The sequence below is a fragment of the Streptomyces yamdrokensis genome (genome assembly GCF_053890455.1).
In genome coordinates this window covers 3,889,222-3,911,206 of the sequence record NZ_CM132679.1, presented here as the reverse complement: position 1 = coordinate 3,911,206, position 21,985 = coordinate 3,889,222, and the positions used below count along the sequence as shown (strand labels likewise).

At 67.3% G+C, this 21,985-nt stretch carries 19 protein-coding genes; 9 read left to right on the top strand and 10 right to left on the bottom strand.

What is annotated here, in order from left to right:
* Window positions 1–111 precede the first annotated feature (111 nt).
* Window positions 112–618 (top strand): LppU/SCO3897 family protein, encoded by a 507-nt coding sequence (locus ACWZEH_RS17290; protein ID WP_456192091.1) that lies wholly within the window; start codon window positions 112–114, stop codon window positions 616–618.
* Window positions 619–725: 107 nt separating this feature from the next.
* Here the strand turns inward: ACWZEH_RS17290 and ACWZEH_RS17285 are convergent, their stop codons facing one another.
* Window positions 726–2,189, bottom strand: a complete 1,464-nt coding sequence (locus tag ACWZEH_RS17285; RefSeq protein ID WP_456192090.1) for a CCA tRNA nucleotidyltransferase — start codon at window positions 2,187–2,189, stop codon at window positions 726–728.
* 251 nt (window positions 2,190–2,440) lie between these two features.
* Between ACWZEH_RS17285 and ACWZEH_RS17280 the strand changes: the two genes are divergently transcribed.
* The 7 genes from ACWZEH_RS17280 to trxA all read left to right on the top strand — a co-directional run bounded on the left by ACWZEH_RS17280 (window position 2,441) and on the right by trxA (window position 12,311).
* Window positions 2,441–4,864 carry a DUF6049 family protein gene (locus tag ACWZEH_RS17280; protein ID WP_456192089.1) on the top strand — a complete coding sequence of 808 codons (2,424 nt, stop codon included), beginning with the start codon at window positions 2,441–2,443 and terminating at the stop codon, window positions 4,862–4,864.
* A gap of 44 nt (window positions 4,865–4,908) precedes the next feature.
* A complete protein-coding gene (murJ, locus tag ACWZEH_RS17275) occupies window positions 4,909–7,230 on the top strand; it encodes a murein biosynthesis integral membrane protein MurJ (protein WP_456192088.1) in 2,322 nt (773 codons plus the stop codon).
* A 141-nt stretch (window positions 7,231–7,371) separates the two neighbouring features.
* Window positions 7,372–9,096: a protein kinase family protein gene (locus ACWZEH_RS17270; RefSeq protein ID WP_456192087.1), complete on the top strand. Its 1,725-nt coding sequence runs from the start codon at window positions 7,372–7,374 to the stop codon at window positions 9,094–9,096.
* Window positions 9,097–9,126: 30 nt separating this feature from the next.
* Window positions 9,127–9,852 carry an RNA polymerase sigma factor SigM gene (sigM, locus tag ACWZEH_RS17265; RefSeq protein WP_456192086.1) on the top strand — a complete coding sequence of 242 codons (726 nt, stop codon included), beginning with the start codon at window positions 9,127–9,129 and terminating at the stop codon, window positions 9,850–9,852.
* Complete coding sequence (locus tag ACWZEH_RS17260) at window positions 9,849–10,778, top strand: anti-sigma factor family protein (protein WP_456192085.1); 930 nt, start codon at window positions 9,849–9,851, stop codon at window positions 10,776–10,778. The genes sigM and ACWZEH_RS17260 overlap by 4 nt, the downstream gene beginning before the upstream one ends.
* A gap of 190 nt (window positions 10,779–10,968) precedes the next feature.
* Entirely contained in the window at window positions 10,969–11,937 is a 969-nt protein-coding gene (gene trxB / locus ACWZEH_RS17255) for a thioredoxin-disulfide reductase (protein WP_456192084.1), read from the top strand.
* A gap of 41 nt (window positions 11,938–11,978) precedes the next feature.
* The gene (trxA, locus tag ACWZEH_RS17250; protein ID WP_042163195.1) at window positions 11,979–12,311 is read left to right on the top strand and encodes a thioredoxin; all 333 of its coding nucleotides are present in this window, start codon (window positions 11,979–11,981) and stop codon (window positions 12,309–12,311) included.
* 91 nt (window positions 12,312–12,402) lie between these two features.
* On the opposite strand, the gene ACWZEH_RS17245 is transcribed toward trxA, so the two are convergent.
* The 9 genes from ACWZEH_RS17245 to rpmH all read right to left on the bottom strand — a co-directional run bounded on the left by ACWZEH_RS17245 (window position 12,403) and on the right by rpmH (window position 19,402).
* The gene (locus ACWZEH_RS17245) at window positions 12,403–13,020 is read right to left on the bottom strand and encodes a GNAT family N-acetyltransferase (protein ID WP_456192083.1); all 618 of its coding nucleotides are present in this window, start codon (window positions 13,018–13,020) and stop codon (window positions 12,403–12,405) included.
* A gap of 327 nt (window positions 13,021–13,347) precedes the next feature.
* Window positions 13,348–14,448, bottom strand: coding sequence for a ParB/RepB/Spo0J family partition protein (locus ACWZEH_RS17240; protein WP_456192081.1), 1,101 nt, complete (start codon window positions 14,446–14,448; stop codon window positions 13,348–13,350).
* Entirely contained in the window at window positions 14,445–15,521 is a 1,077-nt protein-coding gene (locus ACWZEH_RS17235) for a ParA family protein (RefSeq protein ID WP_456199646.1), read from the bottom strand. Before ACWZEH_RS17235 ends, ACWZEH_RS17240 begins: the two co-directional genes overlap by 4 nt.
* Before the next feature lie 344 nt (window positions 15,522–15,865).
* Entirely contained in the window at window positions 15,866–16,585 is a 720-nt protein-coding gene (gene rsmG, locus ACWZEH_RS17230; RefSeq protein WP_456192080.1) for a 16S rRNA (guanine(527)-N(7))-methyltransferase RsmG, read from the bottom strand.
* A gap of 115 nt (window positions 16,586–16,700) precedes the next feature.
* The gene (locus tag ACWZEH_RS17225; RefSeq protein ID WP_456192079.1) at window positions 16,701–17,213 is read right to left on the bottom strand and encodes a Jag family protein; all 513 of its coding nucleotides are present in this window, start codon (window positions 17,211–17,213) and stop codon (window positions 16,701–16,703) included.
* Window positions 17,214–17,228: 15 nt separating this feature from the next.
* Window positions 17,229–18,500 (bottom strand): membrane protein insertase YidC, encoded by a 1,272-nt coding sequence (gene yidC / locus ACWZEH_RS17220; RefSeq protein WP_456192078.1) that lies wholly within the window; start codon window positions 18,498–18,500, stop codon window positions 17,229–17,231.
* A 3-nt stretch (window positions 18,501–18,503) separates the two neighbouring features.
* Window positions 18,504–18,875: a membrane protein insertion efficiency factor YidD gene (gene yidD, locus ACWZEH_RS17215; protein WP_456192077.1), complete on the bottom strand. Its 372-nt coding sequence runs from the start codon at window positions 18,873–18,875 to the stop codon at window positions 18,504–18,506.
* A complete protein-coding gene (gene rnpA / locus ACWZEH_RS17210; protein WP_456192076.1) occupies window positions 18,872–19,243 on the bottom strand; it encodes a ribonuclease P protein component in 372 nt (123 codons plus the stop codon). The genes yidD and rnpA overlap by 4 nt, the downstream gene beginning before the upstream one ends.
* A gap of 21 nt (window positions 19,244–19,264) precedes the next feature.
* Window positions 19,265–19,402 carry a 50S ribosomal protein L34 gene (gene rpmH / locus ACWZEH_RS17205; RefSeq protein WP_030215407.1) on the bottom strand — a complete coding sequence of 46 codons (138 nt, stop codon included), beginning with the start codon at window positions 19,400–19,402 and terminating at the stop codon, window positions 19,265–19,267.
* 375 nt (window positions 19,403–19,777) lie between these two features.
* Between rpmH and dnaA the strand changes: the two genes are divergently transcribed.
* The gene (dnaA, locus tag ACWZEH_RS17200) at window positions 19,778–21,727 is read left to right on the top strand and encodes a chromosomal replication initiator protein DnaA (RefSeq protein WP_456192075.1); all 1,950 of its coding nucleotides are present in this window, start codon (window positions 19,778–19,780) and stop codon (window positions 21,725–21,727) included.
* The last annotated feature ends 258 nt before the right edge of the window (window positions 21,728–21,985 follow it).

Genomic DNA, 21,985 nt, shown 5'->3' with positions numbered 1-21,985 from the left:
TGCCACAGAGCCCTCTGATCGTGTGGCGTTGTCAGTGGTGCCCGGTAACTTACATGCGTCTTATCAACGCGCTATTCGCGCCACGCGCTCGTGTTCCAGGGGGACCTCCAAGTGACCACTCCGCCGCCGCCTCAGGGCAACCCGTTCACCCAGGGCCAGCAGCAGCCTCAGGGCCAGAACCCCTTCGCCCAGGGTCAGCCGGGCTTTCCCCAGCAGGCCGGTCAGCCTGGATTCCCCCCGCAGGGTGCCCCCGTTCCGCCGGAGCAGCCGCGTCGCAGGATCGGCTTCAAGACGATCAAGAACATCGTCATCGTCGTTGTGGTCGCCGCCGTGGCCATCGGCGGTTTCATCGCCAGCCGGGACGACGCCAACACCGCGGCAGTCGGCGACTGCATGCACCGCGGCAGCACCAGTGACAACAATCCCGACCTCGAGGTCGTCGACTGCAGTTCCTCGGACGCCCAGTACGAGGTGCTGGCAAAGATCGACGGCTCGTTCCTCTCCGACACTCTGGCCTCCAGCAAGTGCGAGGCCGAGGCCAAGGACTTCCAGTACGTGTACACCCAGAGCGGTGACGGCAAGGACTTCCTGCTCTGCCTGAAGGACCACAAGGAGTAAGGCGGCACAGGGGAGGGGCGGTGTTTCACGTGAAACACCGCCCCTCCGTACATCCCGAACGGGGTCATGTTTCACGTGAAACATGACCCCGTTTCGCGTTCTCAGCCTTACTGCTGCCCGGCCCACCATTCCTTGAGGGCCGCCACCGCTGCGTCGTACTCCATCGGACCGTTCTCCAGCCGCAGCTCCAGCAGGTGCTTGTACGCCTGACCGACAGCCGGCCCAGGACCGACTCCGAGGGCCTTCATGATCTGGTTCCCGTCGAGGTCCGGACGGATGGCGTCGAGCTCCTCCTGTTCCTGAAGCTTGGCGATCCGCTCCTCCAGACCGTCGTACGCGCGCGAGAGTGCTGCTGCCCGGCGACGATTGCGCGTCGTGCAGTCCGAACGGGTCAGCTTGTGGAGCCGGCTCAGGAGCGGCCCCGCGTCGCGGACATAACGGCGAACGGCGGAGTCCGTCCACTCTCCCATGCCGTAACCGTGGAACCTCAGGTGGAGTTCCACCAGGCGCGAGATGTCCCTGACCAGCTCGTTGGAGTACTTGAGGGCTGCCAGACGCTTCTTCGTCATCTTCGCCCCCACCACCTCGTGGTGGTGGAACGAGACCCGGCCGTCATTCTCGAAACGGCGCGTGCGCGGCTTCCCGATGTCGTGCAGCAGCGCCGCCAGGCGGAGAGTCAGGTCGGGGCCCTCCTCCTCCAGGGCCATCGCCTGTTCCAGAACGATCAGCGTGTGCTCGTAGACGTCCTTGTGCCGGTGGTGCTCATCGCTTTCCAGACGCAGGGCCGGCAGTTCGGGCAGCACATGGTCGGCGAGCCCGGTGTCGACGAGCAGGGTCAGTCCCTTGCGGGGGTAAGCGGACAGAACCAGCTTGTTCAGCTCGTCCCGTACCCGTTCGGCGGAGACGATCTCGATGCGTCCGGCCATCTCCTGCAAAGCCGCGACCACCTCGGGAGCCACCTCGAAATCGAGCTGGGCGGCAAAACGCGCGGCCCGCATCATCCGCAGCGGATCGTCCGAGAAGGACGCCTCGGGGGTGCCCGGCGTACGCAGCACGCCTGTCGCGAGATCGTCCAGACCGCCGTACGGATCGATGAACTCTTTCTCGGGCAGTCCGACGGCCATCGCGTTCACGGTGAAGTCACGGCGGACGAGGTCCTCCTCGATGGAGTCGCCGTACGCCACCTCGGGCTTGCGTGACGTGCGGTCGTACGCCTCCGAGCGGTAGGTCGTCACCTCGATCTGAAAGCTTCGATCAGCGTCTCCGACGCGGGCCTGCTTCTGGGCTCCGACAGTGCCGAAGGCGATGCCCACCTCCCAGACCGCGTCCGCCCACGGACGGATGATCTTCAGAACGTCCTGTGGGCGGGCGTCGGTGGTGAAGTCCAGGTCGTTCCCGAGCCGGCCGAGCAGCGCGTCCCGGACCGAGCCGCCGACCAGAGCAAGTGAGAACCCGGCCTCCCGGAAGCGGCGGGCGAGGTCGTCGGCGACCGGGGCGACTCGCAGCAGTTCGTTCACCGCTCGGTCCTGCACCTGGCTCAGGGCACTGGTTTGTTCGTTGGCATTCGGCACAACAGAAAAGGGTACGTGGCCCGGGCGGCCGAAGGCTCCCCCATTGATCTGCCCCGCCGGCTCCCACAGTCCCCGCACGGGACCGGTGTCCACTCGCGGCAAGCGCTCCCCTTATACGGCCACATACAGGACAGTGCGACGGCCGGCCCGATCTTGCGGACCGGTCCGCGGCACTCAGCCTCACGAGGCATCGTTACCATGCGTGGACGCACATCCGACGACCACTGACGACGATAGGGACGGGCGAGCGCGTGGCCGAGGCGGCAGACTTCCAGGGGATGAGTCCCTCACCTGCCCGCCGCTGGCTGCGGCGCACCGGCACCCTGTTCGCCGGAGTACCCCTGCTGGCGGGTCTGCTTCAGATGCCCGCCGTGGCACCTGCGGCCGCCGCCGCGGGGAGCGCCGCGCGGTCTGCCACCGACGCGGGCTCGGTCGCCGTCTCCGTGAACTCGCTCACGCCCAGTGTCCCCGGCGAGGACGACACCGTCACGGTGTCCGGCACGGTGACCAACAAGGGCAAGCAAGCGGTCACCGACGCCCACGTCGGTCTTCGGGTGGGCCCTCTGCTGAACACGCGTTCCGGGATCGACAGCGTCGCCCGGAACAGCGACGACGTCCAGGGCGCCATCGGCCCGGAGATCGACGACAAATACGCCCAGAAGTACGCCGAGCTCATGCCCGGCGTCTCGCAACGCTTCAGCGTCTCCGTCCCGGTGGACGAGCTGGACCTCGGGAAGAACGGCGTCTACCAGGTGGCCGTGGCCCTCTCCGGGCAGACCGCCGCGCAGCCCTGGGAACAGACCCTCGGCGTCCGGCGGACGCTCCTGCCATGGCAGCCCGACGAAGACGGCACGAAGACGAGCACGACGTTTCTGTGGCCTCTGATCTCCACGGTCCACACAACGGCGGAGACAGGCTCCAACGAGCAGCAGACCCCGGTCCTCCGTGACGACGCCCTGGCCAAGGAGATCTCCCCGGGCGGCCGCCTGGACCGGATGGTGGCGCTGGGCAAGAACCTCGACGTCACCTGGGTGGTCGATCCGGATCTGCTGGCATCCGTCGACGCCATGACCGAGAGCTACGAGGTCCAGGGCGAGGGCCACACCACCACGCCCGGCGGCCATCAGGCCACCGCCAAACGGTGGCTCGCCGACGTACAGAGCGCGGTGAAGGGCAAGGAGGTCGTCGCACTGCCCTTCGGCGACCCGGACCTGGCCTCCCTCGCCCACAACGGCACCTCGGTCACCAACTCCCTGAGTCATCTCAAGGAGGCCACGGACGTCGTCGTCAACACAGTGGAGCCGATCCTCCACGTGAAACCGACCACGGACTTCGCCTGGCCCGTCAACGGCGCGGTGGACCCTCCCATCGTCAAGGTCGCCACCTCCGCCGGCGCCGACAAGGTGATCGCCCGCAGCGACAGCTTCCGGGAGACCGGGGATCTGTCGTACACGCCCTCGGCCGCCCGCCCCATCGGCGGCGGCACCACGGCGGTCGTGGCGGACTCCCGGCTGTCCACCGTGTTCCAGGGCGACATGACCGAGGCCTCCACGTCCACGCTCGCCGTCCAGCGGTTCCTGGCCCAGAGCCTGACGCTGGGCCTCCAGACCAGCCGACAGCGCAGCGTGGTCATCGCTCCCCAGCGCACCCCCACGGCCAGCCAGGCCCAGACGATGGCCGAGGCCCTGAAGGCCGTCCAGGACGGGAACTGGTCGGAGTCCGAGGATCTCACCGCTGCAGCGAAGGCCGAGCCGGACCCTGCCGCCACCACCGAGGTCCCCGCGGCCTCCTCCTACCCCTCCTCGCTGCGCAAGCAGGAGCTGCCACGGTCCGCGTTCGAGCAGGTCGCGAGGACACAGGACAAGCTCGGCAAGTTCAAGGTGATCCTCTCGGACCCGTCCCGGGTCGTGACCCCGTTCGGCCGGGCCCTGAACCGCGGGATGTCCGTCTCCTGGCGTGGCCGGATCGCCGAGGCCGCCACCTACCGCAGCGGCGTCGAGGCGTACCTCGACGGGCTCCTCGACCAGGTGAAGCTGATCGAAAAATCGGAGACGAAGCTTTCCGGCCGCAGCGCCACGATCCCCGTAACCGTCCAGAACAACCTGGTGCAGGGTGTGGAGAACCTGACGCTGCGGCTCACCTCGACCAACCCGACCCGCCTCGAGATCGGCGGGGACGCCTACGAGGAACAGCCGGTCGCCGTCTCCGGCGGGCACAGCCAGTCAGTGAAGTTCACCACGTCCGCCAACGCCAACGGCCGCGCGACGGTGATCGCCCAGTTGTACACGCAGGACGGCCAGAAGTACGGCGAGCCGGTCACCTTCGACGTCAAGGTCACCGAGATCACCGCCACGGTGATGCTGGTCATCGGCGGCGGTGTGCTGCTGCTCGTCCTCGCCGGTTTCCGGATGTACACGCAGCGCAAGCGTGCCGCGGCCCGCGAGGCCCAGGAGGTCCGGGAACAGAACCACACGGAGGACGAGGGCGACGCCGACCCGCAGAACCCGGACACCCCTGCGGAACGTCCTATCGAGAAGCCGGAGAACGGCCCGGAGACGAAGGAGCCGGAAGCCGGCTCCGGGACGGACGACCCAAAGCAGCCGAGTGACCCGGTACCGGACACCGAACCGGAAAACGCAGGCCCGTCCGGCACGGGTGAGAGAGTGGACCGTTGAGGATGCCGTGGCCGGTGGGCCCGGGACGATGAGGTGGGGTAACCATGAACGCGCCGTACGACGGTGACCGCGGCCATGCCGCGGGCAACTCGGGCCATCCCGAGTCGGGCCCCCAGGGGAGTCCGCCGCCCGGTCACGACCAGGCGCCGCAGCCGCCCGCCGACATGTACCTCCAGGACGCCTACGACCAGGACCCTTACCGGGCGCAGGACATCGCCGCCCAGGACCCGGTCTCCGAGGCCCTGTACGACCGCGCGGCACACCCCCCGCCCCCGCCGGGCACATACCCCCCTCAGCAGCCGTTGTACGGGCAGCCGCCCCGGTCGCCGTACGCACCCGATCCACGGATCTGGGCCCAGGCCCCCGCTCCCGAGCCGGACGGCCCGACCCAGCACCTCCCGTACGGGGACGATCCGCGCACGACGCAGTTCGTGGGCGTGGACGACCTGATCGGTCAAGCCGGGGACCAGCGCCACGAGCCGGACGCCTTCGCCCACCTCTTCCGGGACCAGCAGCAGGGCAGTGGGCACGCCGGACCGTACGACGGGGGGTATCCCGGACAGCAGGGCAGCGCGCACCCCGGCCACCAGCCGGTGGCCGGCGGGCAGCCCTACGAGTCCGCTTCCGTGCCCGGCCCGGCCTCTGCCACCCCCGGTCACTACGCGGGCGCCACGCCTCCTTCGGTCGCCAAGGCGCCCGTGCCGGAACCGGCTCCCGCAGCCTCCTCGAAGAAGGGCGGCCGGGCCGGAGGGCTGCTGAAGTCCAGCGCCGTGATGGCGGCGGGCACGATGGTGTCCCGTCTCACAGGCTTCATCCGGTCCGCACTGATCGTCTCGGCTCTCGGTCTGGGCCTCCTCGGCGACTCGTTCCAAGTCGCGTACCAGTTGCCGACCATGATCTACATCCTCACCGTCGGCGGTGGCCTCAACTCCGTCTTCGTGCCGCAGCTCGTCCGTTCCATGAAGGACGACGCCGACGGGGGCGTCGCGTACGCCAACCGCCTGCTCACCCTCGTGATGGCGGCCCTGGCCGCACTGACCGCCGTCGCGTGGCTCGCCGCACCGCTCCTCGTAAGGGCGCTGTCGAACCCGGTCGCCTCCGACCCCGGGGCCAACGAGGTCGCCGTCACCTTCACCCGCTACTTCCTGCCCTCGATCTTCTTCATGGGCGTGCACGTGGTGATGGGGCAGATCCTCAACGCGCGCGGCCGGTTCGGCGCGATGATGTGGACCCCGGTCCTCAACAACATCGTCATCATCGTGACCCTCGGTACGTTCATCTACGTCTACGGCACCGCAGCCGACTCACGAATGACCGTCACGAGCATCCCGCCGGAGGGCCAGCGGCTCCTCGGCATCGGTATCCTGCTCGGCCTCGTCGTCCAGGCCCTGGCCATGATTCCGTACCTGCGCGAGACGGGATTCCGCATCCGTCTGCGCTTCGACTGGAAGGGCCACGGGCTGGGCAAGGCGGCGATGCTCGCCAAGTGGACCATCCTGTTCGTGCTCGCCAACCAGGCGGGCGCGCTGGTCGTGACCCAGTTGTCCACCTCTGCCGGTCTGGACTCCGACGTCCAGGGCACCGGTTTCGCCGCCTACGCAAACGCCCAGCTGATCTGGGGTCTGCCGCAGGCCATCATCACCGTCTCCCTGATGGCCGCCCTGCTGCCCCGTATCTCCCGCTCGGCGGCAGAGGACGACGGCGGCGCCGTCCGGGACGACATCTCCCAGGGCCTGCGCACCACTGCCGTCGCGATCGTGCCGATCGCCTTCGGCTTCATCGCGCTCGGCATCCCGATGTGCACCCTGATCTTCGGCTCCTCGGGCATCAGCGAAGCGACCAACATGGGCTACATGCTGATGGCCTTCGGCCTCGGCCTGATTCCCTACTCCGTGCAGTACGTCGTCCTGCGTGCCTTCTACGCCTACGAGGACACCCGCACTCCCTTCTACAACACGGTCATCGTCGCCGCGGTCAACGCGGTCGCCTCGGCGGTCTGCTTCTTCGTCCTCCCGGCCCGTTGGGCCGTGGTCGGCATGGCCGCCTCGTACGGCGTGGCCTACGCGACCGGCGTCGGTATCGCCTGGCGGCGGCTGCGCACGAAGCTGGGCGGAGACCTGGACGGCGCCCGGGTCCTGCGGACGTACGCCCGGCTGTGCATCGCCTCGGTTCCTGCCGCGCTGCTCGCCGGCGCGGTCTGCTACGGGATCGGACACACCCTCGGTCAGGGCGTCGTCGGTTCCTTCACCGCGCTGGTGGCCGGTGGAGCCGTGCTGCTCGGTGTCTTCTTCGTCGCCGCGCGCCGGATGCGCATCGTGGAGGTCAACTCGTTGGTCGGTATGGTCCGCGGACGCCTGGGACGCTGAGGCGCGGGTACGCGCACAACCATCGTCGGCCCTTGTGTGTCGTGCATACCGGCGGACTGTGGGCACAATTGGTTTCGGCGTCGGACGGCGCGCACGGGCCGTCGCCCGACGCGTACATGGATGGGGAGGCAGGGAACGACGGTGGCGGAACGGAGCACAGCTGCCGTCGACGTGGCAGACAACAGCGGCGACCAGTCGCTGACCGCGCAGGCGGACCAGTCCACGGCCGACGGGGTGGCCAAGAACCGGGAGCAGGACACGGACAGCGACGCGGCACAGGAGAACGCCGGGACCGACGGTTCCGGGAAGACACCGCCGCTCGAACTGCACAGCGGTCACAAGCTCGCCAGACGCTACCGCCTCGAAGAGTGCGTCACCCGTCTGGACGGGTTCAGCAGTTGGCGTGCCGTGGACGAGAAACTCCGCCGCGCCGTCGGCGTGCACATCCTGCCCGCGGATCACTCGCGTGCCCGCTCCGTCCTGGCCGCGGCCCGTTCCTCCGCCCTGCTGGGCGACCCGCGTTTCGTTCAGGTCCTGGACGCCGTGGAGGAGGACGACGTCGTCTACGTCGTCCACGAATGGCTTCCCGACGCCACCGAGTTGACCGCCCTCCTGGCAGCCGGTCCGCTGGAGGCGTACGACGCCTACCAGATGACCAGTCAGGTCTCCTCCGCCATGGCCGCCGCCCACCGGGAGGGACTCTCCCATCTGCGCCTGAACCCCAACGCGGTACTGCGCACCTCGACCGGTCAATGGCGCATCCGGGGCCTCGCGGTGAACGCGGCGCTGCGCGGCATCGACTCCGACACCCCGCAACGCGCGGACACCGAGTCCATCGGTGCCCTGCTGTACGCGGCACTCACCCAGCGCTGGCCGTACGAGAGTGACGCCTACGGTCTGTCCGGGCTCCCGAAGGACATCGGTCTGATCCCACCCGACCAGGTGCGAGCCGGTGTCCACCGCGGCCTGTCCGAGCTCGCCATGCGCGCCCTGGTCAACGACGGGGCCACCGCGTCCCGCCACGAGTCCCCCTGCACCTCGCCGGAGGAACTGGTGAAGGCGATCGGGGAGATGCCCCGCATCCGCCCGCCGGAGCCCGCGTTCACCAGTCCACCGGACTACCAGCGCACGACCTACCAGCAGGGTTCCTACGGTCGTCCGGCACCCCATCCGGGTGCGCGTGTCACACAGTCGGTGCCCGTCCCGCCGCCTCCGTTGCAGAGCCGTACGGGCAAGGCCCTGAAGTGGGCTGTGTCGGCACTGCTGATCGCCGCGCTCGGTCTGGGCAGTTGGCAGCTCGCCGACGCCCTCATCGACCAGGGCGGCAACGCGGACGACACCAACAAGACGCAGACGACGGACGGGGACGACAAGACCGGCGGCAAGACCAAGCCGGCCGGGCCGATCACGATCCAGGGTGCTCAGGAGTACGTTGCGACGGGCGGGGCCCAAGCCCCGGGGGACGTCGCCAAGACGTACGACAACGACAGTGAGACCTACTGGCGGACCAAGAAGTACAACCAGGGCCCGACGCTCGCGCCGTACAAGCCCGGCGTGGGGATCGTCTACGACCTCGGCTCGGCCAAGAAGATCTCGTCGGCGTCGATAGGACTCCGCTACACCGGTGACCACACAACGGTGCATCTCTACGCCACGGATTCACTGACGCCGTCGACCGGAGTCGACGGCATGAAGGAGATCGGAACCGGCACGACCAGTGGTGGGTCACTGGACGTGAAGGCGTCGGAAGCAGTGAAGTCGCGGTACGTGCTGCTGTGGATCACGGCGGTACCGAACGCGCCTGCCGACGGCTACAGCACTGCCGGCTACAAGCAGGCCATCACCGACCTGAAGTTCACCGGCTGACGTCTCGTCGAGCGAGGGGAGGGGGTCCCTATGCCGGATGGCACCGCGCACCACGACACAAGCGATCAGGACCTCCTCACCCGCCATGTGGAAGGCGACCCCGAAGCCTTCGGTGAGCTCGTCCGCCGGCATCGGGACCGTCTCTGGGCGGTCGCCCTGCGGACGTCAGGGGACCGAGAGGAGGCCGCTGACGCGGTCCAGGACGCCCTCGTATCCGCCTACCGGGCCGCCCACACCTTCCGGGGCCAGTCGGCCGTCACGACGTGGCTGCACCGGATCACGGTGAATGCCTGCCTGGACCGTGCGCGCAAGGCGGCATCCCGGAAGACCTCTCCCGTCGACGACACGGAGCGCCTGGAGCAACTGCTGGAGCCCCACGAGTCCGCTTCGGCTCCCGCCGAACGGAACGACCTGCACCGCCAGCTCATCGAAGCGATGGGAACGCTCCCGCCCGATCAGCGGGCAGCGCTCGTCCTCGTGGACATGCAGGGCTACCCGGTGGCCGAGGCCGCCCGCATCCTCGAGGTGCCCACCGGCACGGTGAAGAGCCGCTGCGCCCGGGGCAGAGCCAGACTCCTGCCCCTTCTGCATCATCTACGACCGGACGGCAGCGGTGACGGTGGGAAACGGGGCGAGGAGCGGAACCGGACGCAGGGGGCATCCGTCCCACCCGCAGCGGGCCCGCGTCGAGCGGATCCGCCGGATACCGGACCGAGTGACCCAGCGGCAGTAAAGGGCGGAGGTGGGCGAGCGTGACCTCGACGACAGACATGACGGAGCACCCGGGCATCGAGGAGATCTCCGACCTCACCGAAGGACTTCTGCCACCCGCCCGGGGCACCGCTGTGCGCCGGCACCTGGACGAGTGCGAGATCTGTGCGGACGTCCACGCCTCACTGGCGGAGATCCGAGGGCTGCTCGGCACAATGCCGGGTCCACCGCGTATGCCGGCCGAGGCTGCGAGCCGTATCGACGCCGCGCTCGCCGCAGAGGCTCTGCTCCACGCCACAGTGACAGAGCCCCAGAGCATCACCGAACCGGTCGACGCTTCCTCTGCCCTGTCCGACGAAAATCGCGCGCATGTTTCACGTGAAACATCGGTATCGCGTGAAACATCGGCGGCGGCGGATCGTCCCGCTGGACGTCCTCGGCCCTCCAGCACCGGTCCGGGCCGTAAGGGCCGCATGCACCGTGAACGCCGCCGGGCCGCTGTGCTGGGAACGGTGTTCACCGTTGCGGCTCTGGGACTCGGCACAGTATTCCTGTCGTCCCAGAACGAGGCCCCGGGGGGCGGTCGGCAGACGGCCACCGCGGACACCTTCTCCGAGGGAAAGCTGGAGAAGCGGGTCTCCGACCTCCTCGCACAGGGCCGGATGAAGACCAACTCCTCCGACAGCCCGCAGACCTTCGACCTCGAGTCGGCGCCCGGTTCGGCCACCAGTCCCAGGGTGCTCAAGTCTGCGGTTCCGGAATGCATCCGCAGGGGCATCGGTCACGATGACGCCGCCCTCGCCACGGAGGAAGGCACCTACAAGGGGCGAGAGGTCCTGCTGGTGGTGCTTGCCGATCCCTCCGACGACACCCGGGTGACCGCCTACATCGTCGATACCGCCTGTGTTTCCCATCCCTCCTCCGCCTCCGCGGCGAAGGTTCTGCTGAAGCACGCCTATACACGCGCCTGACGGCCGACGCTTCACCCGCACCCTGTGGTATCCCCTACCGTGTGCGCCTCCCGCGCCCGCCCGCGGACCGCGTCCGTGTGCTCGGGCACAGCGGGAATGCGCGCCCCATAGGATCCGTTGGGTGAGGTGAGAGTTCAGACAGAAACTTTCACCGGTCGGATGACACAGACCAGAGACGAGGAATCAAGCCGTGAGCGACGTCCGTAACGTGATCATCATCGGTTCGGGGCCGGCCGGCTATACCGCGGCCCTCTACACCGCCCGTGCGTCGCTGAAGCCTCTGGTGTTCGAGGGCGCCGTCACCGCCGGTGGCGCGCTGATGAACACGACGGATGTCGAAAACTTCCCAGGTTTCCAGGACGGCATCATGGGCCCCGAGCTCATGGACAACATGCGCGCCCAGGCAGAACGCTTTGGTGCCGAGCTCATTCCGGACGACGTGGTCTCCGTCGACCTGACCGGCGAGATCAAGACTGTCACGGACACCGCGGGCACGGTCCACAAGGCGAAGGCCGTCATCGTCACCACCGGCTCACAGCACCGCAAGCTCGGTCTGCCGAACGAGGATGCCCTCTCCGGCCGCGGCGTCTCCTGGTGTGCGACATGTGATGGCTTCTTCTTCAAGGACCAGGACATCGCCGTCATCGGTGGCGGTGACACCGCGATGGAGGAAGCCACTTTCCTCTCCCGGTTCGCCAAGTCCGTCACGATCGTCCACCGCCGCGACACCCTGCGGGCCTCGAAGGCGATGCAGGAACGCGCCATCGCCGACCCGAAGATCTCGTTCGTCTGGGACAGCGAGGTCGCTGAGGTCCAGGGTGACCAGAAGCTCTCGGGTCTGAAACTGCGGAACGTCAAGACCGGTGAACTTTCGGACCTGGCGGTGACCGGTCTGTTCATCGCCATCGGGCACGACCCTCGCACGGAGCTCTTCAAGAGCCAGCTCGAGCTGGACGACGAGGGCTACCTGAAGGTCGAAGCGCCGTCGACACGTACGAACCTCACCGGCGTGTTCGGCGCCGGTGACGTGGTGGACCACACATACCGCCAGGCGATCACCGCGGCCGGTACGGGCTGTGCCGCCGCCCTCGACGCCGAGAGGTTCCTGGCCGCTCTCTCCGACGAGAAGCAGGCCGAACCCGAGAAGACCACTGTCTGACCCCCACCCGCCCCACGCATCAACCAGTTAAGGAGCCCGCCGTGGCCGGCACCCTGAAGAACGTGACGGACGATTCCTTCGACGAGGACGTCCTCAAGAACGACAAGCCTGTCCTGGTGGACTTCTGGGCCGCCTGGTGCGGTCCGTGCCGCCAGATCGCTCCTTCCCTCGAGGCGATTGCTGCGGAGTACGGGGACAAGATCGAGGTCGTCAAGCTGAACATCGACGAGAACCCGGGTACGGCCGCCAAGTACGGCGTCATGTCCATCCCGACCCTGAACGTCTACCAGGGTGGCGAGGTCGCCAAGACCATCGTCGGCGCCAAGCCGAAGGCCGCGATCGTTCGCGACCTCGAGGACTTCATCGCTGAATGATCGTCGATCGCCTCACCGGCGGCGCATGTTTCACGTGAAACACGAAGGGGCCGACCCACTGTGGGTCGGCCCCTTCTCATGACCAGCTCCGTCAGAGGGGGCGCAACGCCGGTTCCTTCTGGACAGCTCCGAGCAGGCGATCCAACGCCATCTCGACGTCGTCCTTCCACGAGAGGGTCGTCCGCAGTTCCAGCCTGAGCCGGGGGTACGTGGGGTGCTGACGGACCGTCTTGAATCCCACTGCCAGGAGATGGTCAGCGGGCAGCACACAGGCCGGCGCCTTCCAACGCGCGTCACCGAAGGCTTCGATCGCTTTGAACCCCCGACGCAACAAGTCCTTCGCCACCGTCTGCACCATCACCCTCCCCAGCCCTTGACCTTGATAGCCCGGCACGATGAACGCGGTCATCAACTGCACCGCATCGGGCGACACCGGGCTCGTGGGAAAGGCCGTGGCACGCGGCACATAGGCGGGCGGGGCATAGAGAACGAAACCCACAGGGACGTCATCCACATAGACGACTCTTCCGCATGATCCCCAGTCCAGCAGAACAGCAGAAATCCACGACTCCTTCTCGACCGCCGACGTGCCCGCCTTTACCGCTGCCTCACCGCTGACGGGGTCGAGCTCCCAGAAGACACACGAGCGACAGGTCTGTGGAAGGTCCTGAAGGTTGTCCAGCGTGAGCGGTACGAGCCGACGCCCCATGAAGCCTGTGCCTCGCTTCCTTCGCCTGCTGCCTCGCGGACGGTTCTCAGAGCATGCCGCTCTTTGAGCAGGCTGCCGATGAACCCACCGAAGACGGCAACCACCAGCCCTGTTCTCACCAATCCAGTGCGGCTCATCATTCGCATGGCTCCTGCCTTGCGCTCAGAGATTCAGAGGTTGGGCCGGCGGATCACCCCTCATGTGAATGCATCGTATCCACGAAGCGATTCCGTCGATACCGGCAAAAAGCAAAGGGCGGACCATGATCCGGTACATACCGGACATGATCCGCCTCTGGTCGACTGTTCGGCTGACCGAGCCGATGCCTCAGGAATCGCCCTCTGCGTCGTCGTCCACGAGACTTTTCTGCAAAACCGGCCCCTCATCGGGAGCAAGCGTGCCGAGGATGCGCTCGAGATCCTCCATGGAGGCGAACTCGACGGTGATCTTCCCCTTCTTCTGCCCCAGGTCGACCTTCACTCGCGTCTCGAAGCGATCCGAAAGACGCGTGGCCAGATCCGACAGCGCCGGTGACACCAGAGCGCCAGCCCTCGGCCCCTTGGAACGTGGTGCCTTCTGCGGGCCCGCCCCCATCAGGGTGACGATCTCCTCGACGGCCCGCACCGAGAGCCCTTCGGCCACGATCCGATGGGCCAGCCTGTCCTGCTCCTCGGAATCCTCGACGGAGAGCAGGGCCCGCGCATGCCCGGCGGAGAGCACTCCGGCAGCCACCCGGCTCTGGACCCTTGGCGAGAGCTTCAGCAGACGCAGAGTGTTGGACACCTGCGGGCGGGAGCGGCCGATGCGGTCCGCCAGCTGATCGTGGGTGCAGTTGAAATCCTTGAGCAACTGGTCGTAAGCGGCTGCTTCTTCCAGCGGGTTCAACTGGGCCCGGTGCAGGTTCTCCAGAAGGGCGTCCAGAAGAAGCTTCTCGTCCTCGGTGGCCCGCACGATCGCCGGGATGGCTTCGAGCCCCGCCAGACGGCAGGCTCGCCAGCGGCGCTCACCCATGATGAGCTCGTAGTGCGCCGGCCCGACCTGCCGTACGACGACGGGCTGGAGGAGACCGACCTCCTTGATGGACGTGACAAGCTCGGCCAGCGCATCCTCATCGAAGACCGCTCGAGGCTGACGCGGGTTCGGTTTGATGGACTCGAGGGGGATCTCAGCGAAGTGTGCCCCCAGGGGAGGAGACATGAGGGTATCCGCTGCGCCCTGGGTCGAGGACTCCTCTGTTTCACGTGAAACAGAAGACAGCGCGGCCAGCTTCGTAGCGGCCGCCCCGCGCTCGTTCGGCACCATCGGTGAGCCGGCGGGGGGCGCGGACGCAGCGCCTCCCGTCACGGTCGAAGCGACCGTCCTCTCTGTCGGGGCAGCAGGGATCAGTGCGCCAAGACCACGACCCAACCCTCTCCGTCGCTCACTCACTGGACGCCCTCCACCATGCTCGGATCATTCTGCTGCGCACCGGTGTGCGCGTTCGATGCGTCATAGCTGACGCCTACGCCCCTCAACGCGATCTCTCGTGCCGCCTCAAGGTAGGAGAGGGCACCGCTCGATCCAGGATCGTAGGTCAGTACCGTCTGCCCGTAGCTCGGTGCCTCCGAGATGCGTACGGAACGGGGAATGCTCGTCCGCAGCACCTCCTCCCCGAAGTGACTGCGCACCTCGTCCGCGACCTGGGACGCGAGCCGCGTCCGACCGTCGTACATGGTGAGCAGAATCGTCGATACATGCAGGGAGGGGTTGAGGTGCCCCCGCACCAGATCGACGTTGCGAAGCAGCTGCCCCAGGCCTTCCAGCGCGTAGTACTCGCACTGAATCGGGATCAGAACCTCCTGCCCCGCCACCAGCGCATTGACTGTCAGCAGGCCGAGCGACGGAGGGCAGTCGATGAGGACGTAGTCCAGAGGCTGCTCATAGGCCTGGATCGCACGCTGCAACCTGCTCTCCCGTGCCACCAGGGACACCAGCTCGATCTCCGCACCGGCAAGATCGATCGTGGCAGGTGCGCAGAAAAGACCCTCCACATCAGGGACCGGCTGGACCACTTCTGCCAGCGGCCTGCTCTCGACCAACACGTCGTAGATGGAAGGAACCTCGGCGTGGTGGTCGATCCCCAGGGCGGTGGATGCGTTGCCCTGAGGGTCGAGGTCGATCACCAGGACCCGAGCGCCATGGAGCGCGAGTGACGCAGCAAGGTTGACGGTCGTCGTCGTCTTGCCGACACCGCCCTTCTGGTTGGCGACCACCATGAGACGTGTCTGTTCGGGCCGTGGCAGGCCCTCGCCCGCGCGGCCCAGCGCGTCCACAGCCAGCTGGGCAGCACGACCGATAGGAGTGTCGTCCATCGGAGGCGGTGTTTCACGTGAAACATCCGCCCCCATCGATTCGGTACGGGGACCGGGGACCGGGTCGGTCATCGGTCCCGCGATGTTGGCGTCGGACCGCAAGGATTCACTCTCCTCGACTTCAGGCTCGCAATGAACAGAGCCTCCCATGCCTTCGGGGTCGCGAACCACTGAGGCTCTACGTTCTGTGGAGAAATCCACCTCTGTGGACAACTCCACACCCCCCAAGGGGGATGAACTCTCGTCGGGAACAGGACCCTCTCCGAGTGAACCGAGAGGCTTACGGCCGCGGGGTTCGGCCGCGGCGCGACCGCGACTGATGATGCCGTGCAGCAGGGAGCGACGTTTCACGTGAAACACGATGCACAGCAGCCGGGGCCGCACTGCCGCGACACTCCGGTACACAGAGGTTCGGCAGCTTGTGTGGAGTACGTCTGACCCCTCAGAGCGTATGCCTGGCAGTCAGTCGTCCTGCCACAGGACATGTGCACCCATTATCCGCGCCGGCGCCGCACACGTCCCGTGCGGGCGGCCTTCGCGCGCTTCGCTGCGAAGCGCACACCTCCAGGGCTTTCCCCGACCTCGACCCGCACCACTGTGGACATCGGATCCACCACGCCCTCACCCACATGCACGACCGATGTCGCCACTGCGCCGAGCTTGTTCAAAGCAGCGGTCGCGCTTTTCAGCTCCTCCTCGGCAGCATCGCCCTTGAGTGCGAGCATCTCTCCGTAGGGCCGCAACAAGGGAATGCCCCATGTGGCGAGACGGTCGAGCGGCGCCACAGCCCGTGCGGTCACCACATGCACCGGAGGCAGCGTTCCCATGACCTCCTCGGCCCGCCCACGGACGACCGTCACATGGTCCAGCCCCAGCAGCTCCACGACTTCGGTCAGGAAGGTGGTACGCCTCAGCAGCGGTTCCAGTAGCGTGATCTTGAGGTCCTCCCGGACCAGAGCCAGAGGAATGCCGGGCAGGCCGGCGCCTGAACCGACATCACACACCGTCACGCCCTCGGGAACGACCTCCGAAAGCACCGCGCAGTTCAACAGATGCCGCTCCCACAGCCGGGGCACCTCCCGCGGACCGATCAGACCACGCTGCACGCCCGCTTCAGCGAGCAGCTCCGCGTAACGCACCGCGTCCGCAAAGCGATCACCGAACACTTCACGAGCCTGCTCGGGCGCGGGGGGAAGCTCTGCTGCCTCCGTCACGGTGGACCGTCCTTCCGTATTGTGCCGACGCACGGGCCGGCACCACAGAACTATCAGGCTGACAAAATTCGGCCCCGTCTGCGCAACAGACGGGGCCGGTGGAGCTTGGAACCGCTCAGGCGGGAAGCACGACAACGAAGCGCTGCGGCTCCTCGCCCTCGGACTCACTGCTCAGGCCGGCGGTCTTGACCGCGTCGTGCACGACCTTGCGCTCGAACGGCGTCATCGGGTCGAGCTTCACGGGCTCACCGCTGCTCCTGGCCTCGGCGGCCGCCTTCGCGCCGAGCTCGGACAGCTCGGCCCGCTTCTTGGCGCGGTATTCCGCGATGTCGAGCATCAACCGACTACGGTCACCGGTCTCGCGATGCACGGCCAGGCGCGTGAGCTCCTGGAGCGCTTCGAGTACCTCGCCGTCACGACCGACCAGCTTCTGCAGGTCACGGCCGGACGAGTCGCTGATGATCGAGACAGAGGCACGGTCGGCCTCGACGTCCATGTCGATGTCACCGTCGAGGTCGGCGATGTCGAGCAGACCCTCCAGGTAGTCCGCTGCGATCTCGCCCTCCTGCTCCAAGCGGGTCAGGGTGTCTGCGCCCTCGGCAGCGGCGGAGGTGGTGCCTTCCGTCACGGGATGGACTCCTTCTTACTTCTTGGACGGGGACTTGGGCCGCTGCGGACCCTTGCGCTGTCCGGACTGGGCCTTGCTGCGGGTGCTTCCGCCGGGCTTCGCGTTGCCCTTCTTGGCAGCGGCGGCGGGCTTGACGTCGTCCTTGGGTTCCTCGGCCTTGGTCAGCGAGAGGGACTCACCGGCTGCTTTCGCCGCACCACCCTGGCGCTGGGACTTGCTCTGCCGCCTGGGCTGCTGCCGCTTCGCGACCTGGGCCGTGGCCGGGGCACCATCCTCCGCCTGGGCGGCGGCCGTGGCGTCGCTCTTGATCACCGCGCCGTCGTTCTGGGCCGCGAGACCCGCCTTGTTCAGCCCGTTGATGAACTTGCGCTCGTACTCGTTACGGTCCCGGCCCTTGGCGACGATGGCCTTGACGATGGCACGCTCACGGCGGTTACGGGTCTTGCCGTGCCGGGTGACGGTCTTGGAGAAGCGCTCCAGGTACGCGGCCTGCGCCTTGGAACCCGGCGTCGGGTTGTTGTGGATGACGTACATCTGCTGGCCCATGGTCCACACGTTGGTGGTCAGCCAGTAGACGAGGACACCGACGGGGAAGTTGATACCGAAGACGGCGAAGATGACGGGGAAGACGTACATCAGCATCTTCTGCTGCTGCATGAACGGCGTCTTCACCGTGGTGTCGACGTTCTTCGTCATCAGCTGACGCTGCGTGTAGAACTGCGACAGCGACATCAACACGATCATGAGCGCCGTGACGACACGCACATCGGTCAGGGAGGCGTTGAGGGCCTCGACCTTGTCCGCGTTGTCCGTGAACTTCGCCGCGAGCGGGGCACCGAAAATGTGCGCCTTCTGCGCACTTTCCAGCAGACGCTCGTTGATCACGCCGACGGTGTCGTTGGACGCGATGCTGTTGAGCACGTGGTAAAGGGCGAAGAAGAACGGGGACTGCGCCAGGATGGGAAGGCACGAGGAGAGCGGGTTGGTGCCCGCGTCCTTGTACAGCTTCATCATCTCTTCGGACTGGCGCTGCTTGTCGTTCTTGTAGCGCTCCTGGATCTTCTTCATCTCCGGCTGGAGCGTCTGCATCGCGCGTGTCGCCTTGATCTGCTTCACGAAGAGCGGGATCAGGCAGATACGGATCAGAATCACCAGGGACACGATGGACAGGCCCCAGGCCCATCCGGTGTCCGGGCCGAAGATGGCCCCGTACACGCTGTGGAACTGGACGATGACCCAGGAGACAGGTGTCGTGATGAAGCTGAAGAGGCTGGCAATCGTGTCCACTAATCATGCTCCTTGGGCATGGGGCGAGGTCTCTGCGGCCGGACTCGAAGAACTCGGCCTCACAGGAGGAATCCGTCCTTCGGTGGCCGGTTCGGCGAAGGCGGGCCCGCCCTTGCGTGCACGCCAGGCGGTGCGCAGCATTTCGTGCCACCGCGGGCGCTTGCGCGGCGGGACATGGTCCACGCCGCCCAACGACCACGGATTGCACCGCAGGATGCGCCAGGCCGTGAGTGCTGTGCCCTTGACGGCACCGTGCCGGTCGATGGCCGTGTAGCCGTAGTGGGAACACGACGGGTAGTACTTGCATACAGGCCCGAGCAGAGGACTGATCGTCCACTGATAGAGCTTGATCAGAACCAGCAGCGGGTACTTCATCGCGCGCCCCCTCCCAGCAACCGCTGAAGAGCGGCATCCAGGTCTTGGGCCAGTTGTGCATGGTCGGCGTCACCCGCTCCGGGCAGCGCTCGTACGACTACCAGGCTACCGGGGGGCAGCAGGGCGACTCGATCGCGCATCAGATGGCGAAGCCTGCGCTTCACCTTGTTCCGCACGACCGCGCCACCCACCGCCTTGCTTACGACGAAACCCGCACGCGTCGGGGCAGTGTTCTCCCCAGGCGCATGCGGGTCCGTGACACCGCTGCGTAGATGCACGACGAGGTGCTGACGTCCGGCCCGGCGCCCTCGTCGTACCGCGGTCGCGAAGTCCTCGCGCCGCCTCAGCCGGTTCTCGGTGGGCAGCACGACGTCATGACCTGATCAGGATCAGGCGGACAGACGGGTGCGACCCTTGCCACGGCGGGACGCGAGAATCGCGCGGCCGGCACGGGTGCGCATACGCAGCCGGAAGCCGTGGGTCTTGGCGCGACGACGGTTGTTCGGCTGGAAGGTGCGCTTGCTCACTCGGGGGCTCCAGAAAGGGTTCGTAGATTGCGGGGTGCCGTCCTGGCTGTCACCGTGCGCCCACGAGTAGCTCGCGTTACGCCCGAGTGCACCGCTGACCGATCATCTTGCGCGATCTGTGCCCATCGGAGGCAGGCGGCAGCAGCCATCGACAACTCGACCTCGTCACGGTACGCGCGGCTGCGCCGTTCGGTCAAACCAGCCGCCGCCGGGAGACACTTGTCCACAGGCTGGGGACAACAACTTGAACCGTACCGGCCGCCCTGACTACCGTGGCTGAACTCCGATTCGTTCCTTTGTCCCTCCAGCACCCCCTTTAGAACCCAACCCGTCCCTGAACCACACGTTCGAGGGACCTGTGAGAGAGCGTGCCCTGTGGCTGACGTACCTGCCGATCTTGCCGCAGTGTGGCCACGCGTATTGGAGCAGCTCCTCGGGGAGGGCCGGGGCCAGGGAGTGGAGGGAAAGGACGAGCACTGGATCCGGCGCTGCCAGCCGTTGGCGCTGGTCGCCGACACCGCCCTGCTCGCCGTGCCGAACGAGTTCGCCAAGGGTGTGCTCGAAGGCCGTCTGGCACCGGTCGTCAGCGAGAGTCTGAGCCGCGAGTGCGGGCGCCCCATCCGCATCGCCATCACCGTCGACGACTCCGCGGGAGAGCCTCCAGCCCCGCTCGCCCCTCGCCCTCAGCCGCGCTACGAGGAACCCGAGCTCCGGCAGGACCGTCCGGACAGGCAGGAGCGCCAGGAGCGCCAGGAGCGCCAGGAGCGCGAACAGTACGACAGCTATGAGGGCTACGGCCGACGCCGCGCCGACCACCGTCCCGGGCCGCCGGGCGACCAGCTCCCCACCGCCCGCCCGGCCTACCCCTCGGAGTACCAGCGCCCGGAACCCGGCTCCTGGCCTCGCCCAGCACAGGACGAATACAGCTGGCAGCAGCAGCGCCTCGGCTTCCCTGACGGCGATCCGTACGCCTCACCGCCCCAGGAGACGTACGGCTCCCAGGACGGCTACAGTGGCGCGCCCTCGCAGGACTACCGGCCGCAGCCGATGGAACGCCCATCCTACGACCAGCAGCGCTCCGACTACGAGACATCACGCGCGGAGTACGACCGCAAGGACTACGACCGTGGCGACTACGACCAGCGCGACGCGGTCCGTCGCGAGCTGCCGAAGCCTCCCTCCGGCACGGGGCACGTCCATCGTGGCGGCCCCGTCGGCCCGAACCTGCCCACCAGTGGTGCCCCCGGCCCCTTGGCCGCGCAGCCCGCGCCGGCAACCGGTCCCGGTGAACCGACCGCGCGGCTGAACCCGAAGTACCTCTTCGACACGTTCGTCATCGGCGCCTCCAACCGCTTCGCGCACGCGGCGGCGGTGGCGGTGGCCGAAGCACCCGCGAAGGCGTACAACCCTCTCTTCATCTACGGGGAGTCCGGGCTCGGCAAGACGCACCTGCTGCACGCGATCGGGCACTACGCGCGCAGTCTCTATCCCGGCACCCGGGTGCGGTACGTGAGCTCGGAGGAGTTCACCAACGAGTTCATCAACTCCATCCGCGACGGCAAGGGCGACAGCTTCCGCAAGCGGTACCGGGAGATGGACATCCTGCTGGTCGACGACATCCAGTTCCTCGCGGACAAGGAGTCGACGCAGGAGGAGTTCTTCCACACCTTCAACACACTGCACAACGCCAACAAGCAGATCGTGCTCTCCAGTGACCGGCCGCCCAAGCAGCTGGTGACGCTGGAGGACCGGCTGCGCAACCGTTTCGAGTGGGGTCTGATCACCGACGTCCAGCCGCCGGAGCTGGAGACGCGGATCGCGATCCTGCGCAAGAAGGCGGTGCAGGAGCAGCTCAACGCCCCGCCGGAGGTACTGGAGTTCATCGCCTCCCGGATCTCGCGGAACATCCGTGAGCTGGAGGGCGCGCTGATCCGGGTGACGGCCTTCGCCTCGCTCAACCGGCAGCCGGTGGACCTCGGACTGACCGAGATCGTTCTGAAGGACCTGATGCCCGGCGGGGACGACTCCGCGCCGGAGATCACCTCGACGGCCATCATGGGTGCGACCGCCGACTACTTCGGACTCACGGTCGAAGACCTCTGCGGCACTTCGCGCGGACGCGCGCTGGTGACCGCGCGGCAGATCGCGATGTACCTGTGCCGTGAACTGACCGACCTGTCGCTGCCGAAGATCGGCGCGCTGTTCGGCGGCCGTGACCACACGACGGTGATGCACGCGGACCGGAAGATCCGCAATCTGATGGCCGAGCGGCGCTCCATCTACAACCAGGTCACCGAACTCACCAACCGCATCAAGGCCGGCTAGGCACTCACAGAGTGCCTGTCGCGGCACGAGGGAGTCCAGCGGCCCGTTCACAGCGGCCGGCGGCTCCCTCCCCTCCCAGTCGTGCTTGGCCTCTTCAGGGGCATTCAGGTGTACGAGAAGGGCGTCCCCGGCCACACCCGGGGACGCCCTTCTCGTACACCCGCAGCCGAGCCCCTCCAGCCATTCCCCCTGAGCCGTCCCCGCGTCCCCGCGTCGAGTCTTGGTCAGGCCGTCGTCGGCCGCGACGTCGTCGGGGTG

Excerpts from the sequence above, each read along its gene's own strand:
- murJ (WP_456192088.1), top strand. The coding sequence starts at position 4,909 with ATGAACGCGCCGTACGACGGTGACCGCGGCCATGCCGCGGGCAACTCG.
- sigM (WP_456192086.1), top strand. The coding sequence starts at position 9,127 with ATGCCGGATGGCACCGCGCACCACGACACAAGCGATCAGGACCTCCTC.
- ACWZEH_RS17245 (WP_456192083.1), bottom strand. The coding sequence starts at position 13,020 with ATGGGGCGTCGGCTCGTACCGCTCACGCTGGACAACCTTCAGGACCTT.
- ACWZEH_RS17235 (WP_456199646.1), bottom strand. The coding sequence starts at position 15,521 with ATGGGAGGCTCTGTTCATTGCGAGCCTGAAGTCGAGGAGAGTGAATCC.
- yidD (WP_456192077.1), bottom strand. The coding sequence starts at position 18,875 with ATGAAGTACCCGCTGCTGGTTCTGATCAAGCTCTATCAGTGGACGATC.